Annotated in this window: 13 protein-coding genes; 10 read left to right on the top strand and 3 right to left on the bottom strand. The window is 63.0% G+C overall.

Annotated elements, in window-relative coordinates:
* Nucleotides 1–31: 31 nt before the first annotated feature.
* On the top strand, nt 32–1,390 hold the full coding sequence (locus HFX_RS08115) for a DEAD/DEAH box helicase family protein (protein WP_004056743.1): 1,359 nt from the start codon (nt 32–34) through the stop codon (nt 1,388–1,390).
* Nucleotides 1,391–1,396: 6 nt separating this feature from the next.
* Here HFX_RS08115 and HFX_RS08110 read toward each other — a convergent pair whose 3' ends face one another.
* Nucleotides 1,397–1,789: a hypothetical protein gene (locus HFX_RS08110; RefSeq protein WP_004056744.1), complete on the bottom strand. Its 393-nt coding sequence runs from the start codon at nt 1,787–1,789 to the stop codon at nt 1,397–1,399.
* A gap of 135 nt (nt 1,790–1,924) precedes the next feature.
* On the opposite strand from HFX_RS08110, the gene HFX_RS08105 reads away from it, so the two are divergent.
* Entirely contained in the window at nt 1,925–3,427 is a 1,503-nt protein-coding gene (locus tag HFX_RS08105) for a DUF790 family protein (RefSeq protein ID WP_004056745.1), read from the top strand.
* Nucleotides 3,428–3,467: 40 nt separating this feature from the next.
* Here HFX_RS08105 and HFX_RS08100 read toward each other — a convergent pair whose 3' ends face one another.
* A complete protein-coding gene (locus tag HFX_RS08100; protein WP_004056748.1) occupies nt 3,468–4,004 on the bottom strand; it encodes a DUF7122 family protein in 537 nt (178 codons plus the stop codon).
* Nucleotides 4,001–4,942 carry an RsmB/NOP family class I SAM-dependent RNA methyltransferase gene (locus tag HFX_RS08095; RefSeq protein WP_004056749.1) on the bottom strand — a complete coding sequence of 314 codons (942 nt, stop codon included), beginning with the start codon at nt 4,940–4,942 and terminating at the stop codon, nt 4,001–4,003. The genes HFX_RS08100 and HFX_RS08095 overlap by 4 nt, the downstream gene beginning before the upstream one ends.
* Before the next feature lie 157 nt (nt 4,943–5,099).
* On the opposite strand from HFX_RS08095, the gene HFX_RS08090 reads away from it, so the two are divergent.
* From HFX_RS08090 to HFX_RS08055, 8 genes are all read left to right on the top strand, one after another.
* On the top strand, nt 5,100–5,846 hold the full coding sequence (locus HFX_RS08090; RefSeq protein WP_004056751.1) for a proteasome assembly chaperone family protein: 747 nt from the start codon (nt 5,100–5,102) through the stop codon (nt 5,844–5,846).
* Nucleotides 5,847–5,994: 148 nt separating this feature from the next.
* The gene (grpE, locus tag HFX_RS08085) at nt 5,995–6,723 is read left to right on the top strand and encodes a nucleotide exchange factor GrpE (protein ID WP_004056753.1); all 729 of its coding nucleotides are present in this window, start codon (nt 5,995–5,997) and stop codon (nt 6,721–6,723) included.
* Between the two features lie 139 nt (nt 6,724–6,862).
* Nucleotides 6,863–7,645 carry an alpha/beta fold hydrolase gene (locus HFX_RS08080; RefSeq protein WP_004056754.1) on the top strand — a complete coding sequence of 261 codons (783 nt, stop codon included), beginning with the start codon at nt 6,863–6,865 and terminating at the stop codon, nt 7,643–7,645.
* Between the two features lie 213 nt (nt 7,646–7,858).
* Complete coding sequence (gene dnaK / locus HFX_RS08075) at nt 7,859–9,736, top strand: molecular chaperone DnaK (protein ID WP_004056756.1); 1,878 nt, start codon at nt 7,859–7,861, stop codon at nt 9,734–9,736.
* Between the two features lie 143 nt (nt 9,737–9,879).
* On the top strand, nt 9,880–11,034 hold the full coding sequence (dnaJ, locus tag HFX_RS08070; protein ID WP_004056757.1) for a molecular chaperone DnaJ: 1,155 nt from the start codon (nt 9,880–9,882) through the stop codon (nt 11,032–11,034).
* Between the two features lie 79 nt (nt 11,035–11,113).
* Nucleotides 11,114–11,434 carry a cupin domain-containing protein gene (locus HFX_RS08065; protein ID WP_004056758.1) on the top strand — a complete coding sequence of 107 codons (321 nt, stop codon included), beginning with the start codon at nt 11,114–11,116 and terminating at the stop codon, nt 11,432–11,434.
* A 96-nt stretch (nt 11,435–11,530) separates the two neighbouring features.
* Nucleotides 11,531–12,244, top strand: coding sequence for an acyl-CoA synthetase family protein (locus HFX_RS08060; RefSeq protein WP_004056760.1), 714 nt, complete (start codon nt 11,531–11,533; stop codon nt 12,242–12,244).
* A gap of 138 nt (nt 12,245–12,382) precedes the next feature.
* Nucleotides 12,383–13,690 carry a dicarboxylate/amino acid:cation symporter gene (locus HFX_RS08055; protein ID WP_014732331.1) on the top strand — a complete coding sequence of 436 codons (1,308 nt, stop codon included), beginning with the start codon at nt 12,383–12,385 and terminating at the stop codon, nt 13,688–13,690.
* The last annotated feature ends 26 nt before the right edge of the window (nt 13,691–13,716 follow it).

Here is a 13,716-nt window from a genome sequence, read left to right as displayed (position 1 = left end):
TTTATCACCGCGCCTCGCCAACCCGCCGGTAGTGACGACCCTCCGATTCGAGGACGGAACCGTCCACGTCGAGACCGAGAACGCCGAGGCCGACACCGCGCTTTGCGACCGGCCGCGCGTCGAAGCCGACCCGAGAAGCGGCGGCTACCGAGCGCCCGCGATGTCCTACGCCAGACTCCGGGATGCCCTCGCCGCCGCTGGCGTCGATTTCGAGGACCGAATTGCGCCTGCCGCCGCCGCGAACCTCACACTTTCGACCACCTACGACCTCCGCGAGTACCAGCGGGCCGCCCTCGATTCGTGGCTCGATGCCGACAGTCGCGGCGTCGTGGAACTCCCGACTGGCGCGGGGAAAACGGTCATCGCTGTCGCCGCGATGGCTGCCCACTCGGTCCCGACGCTGGTTGTCGTCCCGACCATCGACCTTCAGGACCAGTGGATACGTGAACTCGAAACCGAGTTCGACGTGCCTGTCGGTCGCTTCGGCGGCGGCGAACAGACGCAGGAGGCGATTACGGTCTCGACCTACGACTCGGCGTATCTCCGCGCCGACGACGTGGGCGGCAACTTCGGTCTCGTCGTCTTCGACGAGGTTCACCATCTCGGCGGCGAGGGGTATCAGGACATCCCGCGGTTCCTCACCGCCCCTGCTCGTCTCGGACTCACGGCAACGTTCGAGCGCCCCGACGGCGAACACGAGCGCGTTGCAGAACTCGTCGGCCCGCGGGTCTACCGACTCGACGTGGACGATTTGGCGGGCGAACATCTCGCCGACTACGAAGTCCGCAGAGTCGAAGTCGAACTCACGGCCGACGAGCGCGAGGCGTACGACGAGGCGCAATCGACGTTCGTGAACTACCTGCGGAGTTCGGGGTTGTCGATGCAGTCGGGTAGTGACTACCAGAAACTCGTGATGCGCTCGGGGACCGACCCGCGGGCGCGGGAGGCGCTTCTCGCCAAGCAGCGCGCCCGCGACGTGATGATGAACTCCGAAGCGAAAGTGGACAAACTGGCGCGACTGCTCGCACGCCACCGCGAGGACCGCGTTATCATTTTCACCGCCTCGACGGACCTCGTCTATCGAATCTCGCGGCGGTTTCTCGTCCCGCCGATTACGAACGAAACCGGGACGAAAGAGCGGAGGGAGATTCTCGCCCGTTTCCGTGATGGCACCTACGACACTGTCGTCGCCGCCAACGTCCTCGACGAGGGCGTCGACGTGCCCGATGCGAACGTCGGCATCTTGCTTTCGGGGTCGGGGTCGGAACGCGAGTTCACGCAGCGACTCGGGCGCATTCTCCGCCCGAAAGCGGACGGGATAACCGCGACGCTCTACGAACTCGTGAGCGTCGAAACGGCGGAAGAACGGGTCGCAGACCGTCGTCGGTGAGCCGATTCAGACGAGCGAAGCGTTCAGTTCGCCTCCGTTTTTGAAGGCGTCGTACGAAACGTCGAACTCGGTTTCGAAGGCGGTCTTTCCACCGGACGCGACGGTCACTTTCTTCGTTTTGACTGATTCCTCGTCGTCGACCTCGATACGGACTTCGACCGTGGCGACGCGTTCTGACCCGGCGTCGTTGACGACCTCGCCGAAGACGCGAACTCGGCCATCGTCGGTCGATTCGAAGTCAACCGTGGAGATACGGACCGGTGGGACTTCGGGGGTCTCGCGAGGCTTGTCAGCCGGTGCTTCGGGCGGGTTTCGTGGCCCCGTCGTACCGGGGAGTCCACTGAGACAACCCGACGAGAGACCGACTGCGACCAGTCCGAGGAGGCGTCGTCGCTCCATACGCTGGCGTCCGGCGGAGGCGCAATGAACCTTGTCGTCCGCGACTCGGCCTTCCCGCATCTCACGTGGTTCTCTCACAACCACGCTCCCCCGTCGCCCGAGTCGCTTTTGTCCCGCGCCCGCCTCGTGACGAGCGTGCTGACGAAGGACCTGCTTCGCGTATCGAGAGCGGGCGGCGGCTACCATCCACAGTTCGCAGCGCGGAGCGACCGCCCCCTCGCCGCGAAGACTATCGGCGTCTTCCAGCGCCACGTCGGCGAGCCCCGAAGGTCACTCGATGAGGCGCTCGAAGCGCTCGAATCCGAGGCCGACGATTTCAAACTCGCCCGAGGCTTCGCCTCGCTGCTCGACCGCGAAGCCGTCTTCGAGACGCAGGCACCGCTCCCGCCAGTTCGCGCCCGCCGCGCCGCGTTCGAGGCGGCGATGGAAGTCGGCGGCGTGGCGACGCCCGACGAACGAGACGCGGCGCTCGACCACGCGGCCGCATCGCTCGGGTCGACTCCCGACGCGGTAGACGAATCGTTGACCGCCGACCGCGAAGTGGAGCAGGTCCTCGCCGACTTCGACCCGCGGTGGACGCCCGACGAGTTGCTCACCCAGTACAATCTCTCGCTCGCCCAAACGGCGCTTTTCGATGCGACCGAGGTTCGCGTCCGCAGTTCGGACCCGAAGGCGGTCGTCTCGGCGGTCAAGCGACTGCGACTGATGTACGAAGTTCGGAAGACCGACGCAGGACGGGAGGTCGTCGTCACCGGCCCGGATGCGCTCTTCCAGCGAACCCGTCGATACGGAACCGCTTTCGCCCGACTGCTCCGGTCGGTTGCGACCGCGGGTGAGTGGCGGCTCGTGGCGACTATCGACGACCGAGGGACAGAACGCGAAATGGTGCTCACGAGCGACGACGTATCCGTCCCGGGCGTCGACCCGATGGCCGAACCCGGCTTCGACAGCGACGTGGAGGCCGACTTCGCCGCCCGGTTCCGCGGTCTCGACCTCGATTGGTCGCTCGTCAGGGAACCCGAACCGTTGGAGACGGGGACGAGCGTGATGATTCCGGACTTCGCGTTCGATTATATCCATGCTGAGTTCCGGGTCTTCTTCGAAATCATGGGCTTCTGGACCCCCGAGTACGTCGAAAAGAAACTGGGACAACTCGCCGACGTGGAGGACGTGGAACTCGTCGTCGCGGTGGACGAATCCCTCGGCGTGGGTGAGGAAATCGCCGCCCGTGACCATCGCGTCGTCCCGTACACCAAATCCGTGCGCGTGAAGGACGTGATTGACGTCCTCCGAGAGTACGAAGCCGACCTCGTCGCCGACGCCGCCTCGTCGCTTCCGGCGGAACTCGTTCCCGACGAGGATGTTGTTTCGCTTGCCAACCTCGCGGGTGCTCGCGGCGTTTCGGTGGATGCACTTTCGGATGTGAGCTTCCCCGAGCACGAACTCGTCGGGCGAACGCTTGTTCGCCCCACGATTCTCGATTCGGTCGCCGAGGAGGTCGAACCGGGGATGTCGCTGTCGGCGGTCGAATCGACCCTTGCGGACTTCGGACTCGACGACGCGAGCGCGGTTCTTTCGCGACTCGACTACCGCGTCGAGTGGGAGGGTCTGACTGGCGGAACAGTACGAGAGAAGTAGGGCGAAACGGCCGCGGCCGCAGACGGCGTCGCGCGTCGCCTTAGTCGAGTTTGACGAGTTCTTCTTGCCGACCCTTCGGGACGGTCGAGCGGAGTTCGCCGTGGAGATAGAGGCCGACGCCGAGGGGTTCGAGATCACCCGAAATTTCGTGGGCGGCGGTGAGGTAGCCCCAGTCACCCTCCCACCAGTCGAGTTGTTGGTCGTGACCGGCGACGAACGCCTTCGCCTCGCCCGGACTCAGTTCGATGACGTTCTTCGTCGCGTCGCGGCAGAAGCGCTGGACCGCGTTGGTCGAGGGCTTCCAGTGTCGCTGACGGGTTCGGAGGATGCGCATCCCGAGACCCTCCACCTGAATGGGGTCGACGACTTCGCCGTTGAATGCCCAAATCTTCCCTGCGCCCTTCTCCCAGAAGGTGTAGCTGTCGAACGTCGCCGGGTCGATGCCGAACCGCTCTTCCCACCACTCGACGACCTCGTTTCGGGAGGGACGACCTTCGACGACGCGGTCCTCGGCGGTCTCCGGGAGGCGGTCGAACTGCTGGCCCCAGTTTTCGTCGTCTGCGGTCTCGTCTTTCATGCGTTGACCTCCAGTTTCGCAGTGAAGAAGCCGCCCGTGTCGTTCTGATGCGGGTAGACACGGCGGGCTTTCGTGACCGACGGGTCGTACTCTTCGTCTTCCCACTCGGTGATGCCGGACGACGTTTCGAAGTTATCGGGCACGTCCCACTCGACCATCTCGCAGTCTTCGCGTTCGAGGACGAAGTCGAGGACCGCCTCGTTCTCCTCCGGCGCGAGGGTACACGTGGAGTAGACGACGCTCCCGCCGGGTTTCGTCACCTGCACGGCGCGTCGGAGAATCCCTTTCTGGATACCGGCGACGCTGGCGACGTGGTTCATCGTCCACTCGTCGAGCACGTCGGGGTTCTTTCGGCAGGTTCCTTCGCAGGAACACGGCGCGTCGACGAGCACGCGGTCGAACTGCTCGAACGACCCGGGCTCTTCGGGGGTCCGCTCGCCAAATGGCTTCATCGAGAAGTTACGCGCGTCCTGATTCGACACGACGAGGTTCGTCACGCCGAGTCGTTCGGCGTTGTGCCGAAGCGCCGAGAGTCGACCGAGGTTGTTATCGTTGCCGACGAGCACGCCTTCGTCGTCCATCATGGCGGCGATTTGAGTCGTTTTCGACCCCGGGGCTGCACAGGTGTCCCAGATGCGTTCGCCCGGTTGCGGGTCGAGCGCGATAGCCGGGAGCGCGGACACTTCCTCTTGGCCGTGGAGCCAACCGTGGAAGTACGGCCAGTTGGTTCCCGGACTGCTCTCTTCGAGTTTCAGAATACCGGGGTGCCAGTCGGTCGGTTCGTAGGCGACGCCCTCGTCGTCGAGTGCTTCGCGGGCGCGCTCCACCGTCGTCTTGATGGTGTTGACGCGGACGACAGACGGAAGCGGCCGCTCACAGGCCGCTAAAAATGCCTCCTCGTCGTCCACGAGTGGCGCGTACCGCTGGAGCGGATTCATGTACTACCGATTCCACACGGGCGCGTTTGTCGGTTTCGGAGTGGCCGGCGCGTCCTTTCGGAGTATCCGGTGCATCCTTTCCGAAGCCCCGGCATGTCCGACCCGTCGTGCGCATTCCCCCGTCGCATTTACCTCACCTGACTGTGAATGTTTATCTATGGCACGAATTCGCGTCCTTGCCGATGAACTTACGGACCAACTCGACTCCCCGACACTGGTAGAAGGACTCCCGGGCGTCGGTCTCGTCGGGAAGATTGCGGCTGACCATCTCGTCGAGGAGTTCGATATGACTCATTACGGCGATGCATTCTGTGACGGTATCCCGGAGGTGGCGGTGTACCAGAAGGGAGACTCGGAGCTTCATCCACCGGTTCGGCTCTACGCCGATGCCGAACACGACCTGCTCGTTCTCCAGAGCGACACCCCGATTCGACCCGAGGCGGCGACCGAACTCGCGACGTGTCTCGGACCGTGGTTCGACGAACTCGATATATTACCGATCTTCCTCTCCGGTATCGCGCGGGAGAGGTCCGAGAATACACCGAAACTCTACGGCATCGGAACGGGGGATGTCCTCGACCGACTGGAAGACGCCGGTATCGGTCGCCCGACAGAGACCGGTCTCGTATCGGGGCCGACGGGTGCACTCTTGAGCAACTCCGTCGCAGTCGGCCGTCCCGCGCTCGGACTCGTCGTCGAGTCCGACCCGCAGTTCCCGGACCCGGAAGCCGCTCGTATCATCATCAAGAACGGACTCGAACCGCTGGTTGGATTCGAGGTTCCCGTTGATGACCTCGTCGACAGAATGAGCGAGATTCGGCAGGCGAAAGAGCAGTTGGCACAGCGGATGCAGCAGTCGGACGAAGAGAGTACGCAAGCACGTCCGATTGGGATGTATCAGTAGTCGTCCAGGGTTGTCCTCCCAGTAGCCACCGTTATTCGCCCTCCCAGTAGCCACTGCCATTCGCCCAACAACTCACTGCAGCGATGAGAAAGGTTTCGGCCGGGCGGCAGTCTACACCCTTAAGCCGCGTCGGACACTTCTCCCGCCCATGAGCGACGACTTTGCCGAGTCGGTCACGGAAGCGAACGCAGAATCCGACACCGAGACCGCTGCTGACGCGGAATCATCGGCGGCTGAGGATGCGTCCGCGGCCGACGACGCGGCTCCTGAGGAATCGACCGGTGACGAGCAGGCCGGTGAGACGACAGCGGAGTCAAGCGATGCCGAGTCGGTCACTGTCTCTGAGCGTGTGGCCGAGTACGACGACGAACTCGCGGCCGAAGTCGAGGCTCTCGAAGCGCGCGTTGCCGACCTCGAAGCATCCGTCGCCGACCTCGAAACGGAACGCGACGAGGCCGAAGAGACCGCTTCGGACCTCGAATCGCGTCTCAAGCGTACGCAGGCGGACTTCCAGAACTACAAGAAGCGAGCGAAAAAGCGCCAACAGCAAATCAAAGAGCGCGCGACCGAGGACTTCGTCGAGCGCGTCGTGACGGTCCGAGACAATCTCGTCCGTGCTCTCGACCAAGACGAGGACGCCGACATCCGCGACGGCATCGAATCGACGCTGAAGGAATTCGACCGCATCCTCGAAGACGAGAACGTCGAAATCATCGACCCGGAACCCGGGACGGACGTGGACCCGACGCGCCACGAAGTGATGATGCGCGTCGAGAGCGACCAGCCCGCAGACACCATCGCCGATGTGTTCCAACCCGGCTACGAGATGGCTGAGAAGGTCATCCGCGCCGCACAAGTTACGGTCAGTAAAGAGTAGCCAGCATCGGCAGCAAAGACGAATAGCCCCTCACCGCGGAGACGAGGGGTTGAATCACCTCCGCGAGGGCGTGAACGTCCCAGTGAGGACGTGAACATCCCGGCGAGGACTTTTGTTCTCACCTCACCATCACTACGTCATGCGACTCCGTCCACGCCGGCACCGTCCGACCGTCCGGGTCACCCAACACGGTGACCCCGTCGACGACGACCTCCTGTTCGTCCTCGGGTGGGGAAACAAACCGGGACATCAGTGCGTCGAGTGGCTCATCGACCGGCTCACGTACGACGGGTATCACGTCCACGCCGTCGAACTTCCGACGAACGGGTGGGACTTCGACAGCCAGTACGTGGACCCAGTTCGGGCCTACGTAGTCGACCGCGACATCGACCTCGTCCTCAGTCACAGCACCGGCGGTCTCGTCGCGGCCCATCTCGACCTCGCGGTCAGAAACGTCTTCTTGAGTCCGTGGTGGGGAATGACGACTTCGGGACTCGACGGACTTCTGTTCCCGCTCCTCGTCCGACTTCCGACGACGAAACCGTTCATTTCCAGCGGTATCTCCCGCGAGGACCTCGGCGGACTGAAACTCGCTGCCGAAGTCTCCGACGCCCCGGATAATGTCTCGCCTGCTTTCATTCGGACGATTCACGACGCACAGCAGTCGTTGCCACCGTTCAGTCCGAACGACGTCGTGTTCACTTCCCTTTCGGACCGCGTCGTCGACGTTCGCGCCATCGGTGACCGGACGCCCGCATCGAACCTCGTTCCCTACGACGGCGGCCACGAGTTCTTCGCCAGCGAAGGGCGCGAACGAACGCTTTCGCGCGTCCTCGCCGTCCTTGCCGACGGTCCCGAAGCGACCTCGCCCACAACTGAGAATGCGAGTGACGGAACCGAACGACCACAATCAGCAGACTGAGCCGCGACAGCTGACCACTGTTCGCACCCGCAAATATTGTTGAATAATTGATTATTCATCGCACAAGCAATGGGTCAGGCGGTTCTACATAAATCGACCGACCTGTTTCGATTCGAGAATTCATAATCGCATGACGGCGTCGACCTTATTCCACGCCGTGTGTCGCAGTATCTAGTAACCTTTAACCGGCAAAAGACGGTATTTGCGGGCAAGATGGCGAGCAACAAGATTCTGGGTATCGACCTCGGTACCACGAACAGCGCGTTCGCGGTAATGGAGGGCGGCGACCCGGAGATTATTGTGAACGCAGAAGGCGACCGAACGACTCCGTCCGTCGTCGCGTTCACCGACGATGGTGAGCGTTTGGTGGGCAAGCCGGCGAAGAACCAGGCTATCCAGAACCCTGAGCACACCATCCGCTCCATCAAGCGCCACATGGGCGACGACGGGTACACTGTCGATATCGAGGGCGAGGAGTACACGCCGGAGCAGATTTCGGCGATGATTCTCCAGAAAATCAAGCGCGACGCCGAAGACTACCTCGGCGACGAGGTCGAAAAGGCGGTCATCACCGTCCCTGCGTACTTCAACGACAAACAGCGTCAGGCGACGAAAGACGCCGGCGAAATCGCAGGTCTCGAAGTCGAGCGTATCGTCAACGAACCGACCGCAGCGTCGATGGCCTACGGTCTCGACGACGAGTCGAACCAGACGGTTCTCGTCTACGACCTTGGTGGCGGTACTTTCGACGTTTCCGTCCTCGACCTCGGCGGCGGCGTCTACGAAGTTGTCGCGACGAACGGGGACAACGAACTCGGCGGTGACGACTGGGACGAAGCAATCATCGACTGGCTCGCCACGGAGTTCAAGAACGACCACGGCATCGACCTCCGCGAGGACCGACAGGCCCTCCAGCGCCTGAAGGACGCGGCCGAAGAAGCCAAGATCGAACTCTCCTCGCGCAAGGAGACGACCATCAACCTCCCCTTCATCACGGCGACGGACTCCGGTCCGGTCCACCTCGAATACGACCTGACCCGCGCGAAGTTCGAGTCGCTCACGAAGGACCTCATCGACCGCACCGTCGAACCGACCGAGCAGGCCCTCGAAGACGCCGGATACGGCAAGGACGACATCGACGACGTCATCCTCGTCGGTGGCTCGACCCGCATGCCGCAGGTCCTCGACAAGGTCGAAGAGATTCTCGGATCCGAGCCCAAGAAGTCCGTCAACCCCGACGAGGCCGTCGCACTCGGCGCGGCCATTCAGGGTGGCGTCCTCGGCGGCGAGGTCGACGACATCGTCCTCCTCGACGTGACGCCGCTGTCGCTCGGTATCGAGGTCAAGGGTGGTCTCTTCGAGCGCCTCATCGAGAAGAACACGACCATCCCGACCGAGGAGTCGAAGATTTTCACCACCGCGGCCGACAACCAGACGACGGTGCAGGTCCGCGTCTTCCAGGGTGAACGCGAGATGGCTGAAGACAACGAACTCCTCGGCGAATTCACGCTCTCGGGCATCCCGCCGGCACCGGCCGGAACGCCGCAGATTGAAGTCGGCTTCAACATCGACGAAAACGGTATCGTCAACGTCTCCGCCGAGGACAAAGGCTCCGGAAACGCCGAGTCCATCACCATTGAAGGCGGCGCTGGTCTCTCCGACGACGAAATCGACCGCATGCAGCGCGAGGCCGAACAGCACGCCGAAGAGGACAAGGAACGCCGTCGCGCCGTCGAAGCCCGAAACGAGGCCGAGGGCGCAGTTCAGCGCGCTGAGACCCTCCTCGAAGAGAACGAAGAGAACGTCGACGACGAACTCCGCGCCGACATCGAAGCGGCTATCGAGGACGTGGAAGCGGTCCTCGAAGACGACGATGCGAGTACGGACGAACTCGAAGACGTGACCGAAGACCTCTCGAAGGAACTGCAGGAGATTGGCAAGCGCATGTACCAGCAGCAGGCACAGGCACAAGCTGGTGGACCCGGCGGTGCTGGTGGTCCCGGCGGTGCCGATGGCCCTGGTGCCGATGCCGACCCTGAAGACTTCGTCGACGCCGACGCGGACTTCGACGACGAAGACGACGACGAGTAATCGAACTATCTCACCCCGGCTTTCCGGGGGACCCGGTGCGGGCGGTCGAAAGAAACTGTTGAGGCGGCTCTAACGCCGCCCGTGCTCGCCGATACGGGAGACGTACTTTTCAAATACCTTCGCCGGTTACACCATAGCAACTGATGAGCGAGGACTTCTACGACGTGCTCGGGGTCTCGCGGGACGCCTCGAAAGACCAAATCAAGAACGCGTACCGCAAGAAGGCCGCGAAATACCACCCTGACGTGTCCGACGAAGAGGACGCCGAAGAGAAGTTCAAGAAGGTTCAGAAGGCCAAGGAGGTCCTCACGGATGACGAAAAGCGCCAGATGTACGACCAACTTGGCCACGAACGCTTCCAGCAGGCCCAAAAGCGCGGGGCCGGTGGCGGCGGCGGTGGCCGCGGTCAGGGCAATCCCTTCGGAGGCGGCGGAAACCCCTTCGGCGGGATGGGCGGTGGCGGCTTCGAAGACATCTTTAACAACCTCTTCAACGGCGGTGGCGGTCAACGACGTAGCCGCCCGCAACAGGGCCGCGACGTCGCCCAGCGCATCACCATCGACCTCGAAGACGCGTACCACGGCGTCGAGCGCGATGTGACGATTCGTCGCCGCGAGGTCTGTCCCGAATGTGACGGCGAGGGTCACCCCGCCGATGCTGACGTGAACACCTGTTCCGAGTGTAACGGCTCCGGCCAGCAGACGACCGTCCAGCAGACGCCGTTCGGCCGCGTTCAGCAGACGACGACCTGTCGCGCCTGCGGCGGCGAGGGCAAGACCTACAGTGAAGACTGTTCCGAGTGTCGCGGCAGCGGGCGCGTCCGCCGCACCCGCGACGTGACCATCACCATCCCGGCCGGGTTCCGCGACGGGCAGCGCCTCCGGTACCGCGGCGAGGGTGAACCCGGAGAGAACGGCGGGCCGAACGGCGACCTTTTCGTCGAAGTCAACGTCCGCGACCACGAGGAGTTCGACCGCGACGGCGACGACCTACAGTACACGCACCCGATTTCCTTCCCGCAAGCCGTCTTCGGCGCGACTGTCGAAGTGCCGACGCTCGACGGCGAAGCGGAACTGAAGGTTCCGGCAGGCACCCAAAGCGGGTCGACCTTTACGGTCTCCGGCGCGGGGATGCCGCACCTCGACGGTCGCGGCAACGGCGACCTTCACGTCGAAATTCACGTCGTCACACCCGAAGACCTCAACAGCGAACAGCGCGAGGCGCTCAAGCAGTTCGCCGAGGCGGGCGGCGAAGAGGTCAAAGAGAGCCTCTTCCAGAAGCTCAAGAACTCGCTGTAACCGCTTTCGACCGCTTTCGTTCCGCCCCGATTCGTTTTTTGCCGCTACGTTAAGGGTTCTCGCACCCATCTGTTAGACAATGTCGCACACGAAAGTCAACTACCGAGACGTAGACGAACTCGCTGGCGGGCTACACTTCATGCGCGACGCGCTGGAGTGTAAACAACTCGGGTTTTCCGTCTTCGAGTGCGACCCGAACTGGAAAGGAAAACGCCACGACCACGCCCACCAAAATCACGAGGAGGTCTACTTCCTCGTCTCGGGTTCCGCGACCCTCGTCGTCGAGGGCGAGGAGGTCGAACTTGAACCCGGAGACGCCGTGCGTGTCTCTCCAACGGATACGCGGCAACTCCGAACCGGCGACGAAGAATGCGTGTTCGTCGTCGCTGGCGCACCCTGAGTCGCTGATGCGGTTGAACTCGCTCGAATCGCACCGCACCCCGAAGCCGACCGCCGCCTCGTCGCCTTTTTTCACACCGCCCGCGTAGGGCTGCCTATGGACGTTATCGGCGACCTCATGGCCCGTGACAGGCGAAGCGACCGACTCGCCCTCCGGGTCGACGGCCCCGGCCGGACCTACACGTACTACGACCTTATCACCACGTCGTACAAGGCGGGAAACGTCCTTCGCTACCTCGGCGTCCGCACGGGTGCTCGCGTCGCCGTCGAACCGGTTTCACTCCCGGAGCCGATGTTGACGTTCCTCGGCGCAGCCCAACTCGGCGCGGTGACGACCTTCGACCCGACTTCGGAGGCCCGCGCTGTCGTCGTGGATGTCGCCCGAGAAGACGAGTTCGACCTGCCGCCGGGCCACAAACTCGCCGTCTACAACGGCTCGCCGAGTTCGCCGACGACAACTCACTGGGAACAGGAAGTCTGGAGCGAGAACCCCGCCGTCCACCCGGAAATCGTCGCCCCCGACGATGTGGCACTCGTCGCCGACGGCCGCGAGTACACGCACGGCGACCTTCTCGATGCGGCGAAACGAGTCGTCTCGGACTACGACCTCGGCGAAGCCGACACGGTTGCGGTTCGCGCTTCCCTCTCGCACCCCGGAACCGTCGTTGCTGGTATTCTCGCACCACTTCTCGTCGGCGGGACGATTCGCGTCCCTGCTGACGACGACCCCATGGACGCGGCAATCATCATCGACGAGCGTGCAACTGAGTCGAATGCGGTCGCACCGGGTGAGATTCTCGACGACGACTGACTCTCCGGAAAATCGTCGTTCGAATCTGAGTTAGATATCTCAGAAAAATCCTGCATCTCGATTCAACTTTTGTACCGATGTCTGTTGTCTAGCCAATACACTTATCGCCCAGTTATCCACTTAGTGACAATACGTATCATGTCAAATTCTGCCATCGTCTCGCTATGGAGACGGTACCGCTCTGTTAGCATCGTCTATCGAATTGGGTTGGCGTTCGTGTTGGGTTCGCTTCTGGGCCTCGTCGTCGGACAACCCGCAACCGAGTTAAAGCCCATCGGTGACCTGTTCGTTCGGTTGCTGAAGATGCTCATCGTCCCCATCGTGGTGTTCACGCTTCTGATGGGTGTTCGGCAACTCTCTCCCTCGTCGCTCGGGCGTGTCGGGTTACAGGTCGTGGGCCTGTACGCGTTCACGTCGGCCCTCGCGGTGGCTATCGGCTTAGGTGTGGGTAACCTCGTCGACCCCGGGTCCCGCGGACTCGAACAGCTTCTCGCTCAAGCCGAAGCCCAGAGTGCCGAGGCACCGAACGCGGTCGAGGTCGTCCTCAACATCGTCCCGACGAACCCGATGGGCGCGATGGCCGAGGGGAACGTACTCCCGACTATCTTCTTCGTCGTGGTGTTCGGACTCGGCCTGTCGCTGGTCTGGGAGGAGACGAACGACGAGTCCGTCAAGTCCGGCATCGAGACGTTCTTCGACCTTGCCGACGCGGGGGCCGAGGCGATGTACAAAGTCGTCTGGGGTGCGATGGAGTTCGGTGTCATCGGCGTCTTCGCACTCATGGCGAACGTCTTCGGGACGGCCGGTGTCGACGCAATTCTGCCGTTCTCGCTTCTCATCGGCACGATGCTCGTGGCCGCCGTCGTCCACATCGGCGTCGTCTATCTCAGCGGCTTGGTCGTCGGACTCGCCCGTCGCTCGCCATTCGCATTCCTCTCCGGGTCGCGCGATGCGATGGTGACGGCGCTGAGCATTCGGTCGTCGTCCGGCACGCTTCCGGTCACGATGTCTGACGCCGACGAAAACCTCGGCATCGAAGAGCGTATTTACGGCTTCTCGCTCCCGCTCGGTGCGACCATCAACATGGACGGGACGGCGATGTATCAGGGAGTCGCCGCCATCTTCGCGGCCAACATCATGGGCGTGAACCTCTCGCTCGTCGACCAGTTCGCCGTCGTCGCGGTGGCCGTCCTCGCAAGCATCGGAACCGCCGGGGTACCGGGGTCCGGACTCATCATGCTCACCCTGGTCCTCACGCAACTCGGATTGCCCCTCGAAATCGTCGGCCTCGTCGCGGGTGTCGACCCCATCCTCGACCGAATTCGGACGATGGTGAACGTGACCGGCGACCTCGCGGTGACGACAGTCGTGGCGAAGTGGAACGGCGCGGTCGACTTCACGGCTGAGGCGTGGAGTGACGGTATCGTCCCGTCGGTAGCTGACTGAAAAGTAGAACGACGCGCAGTCGTCTC

Source organism: Haloferax mediterranei ATCC 33500 (assembly GCF_000306765.2).
Taxonomy (GTDB): Archaea; Halobacteriota; Halobacteria; order Halobacteriales; family Haloferacaceae; genus Haloferax; species Haloferax mediterranei.
Note: the sequence above shows the minus strand (reverse complement) of the source record. Positions and strands in the feature narration are given on the sequence as shown.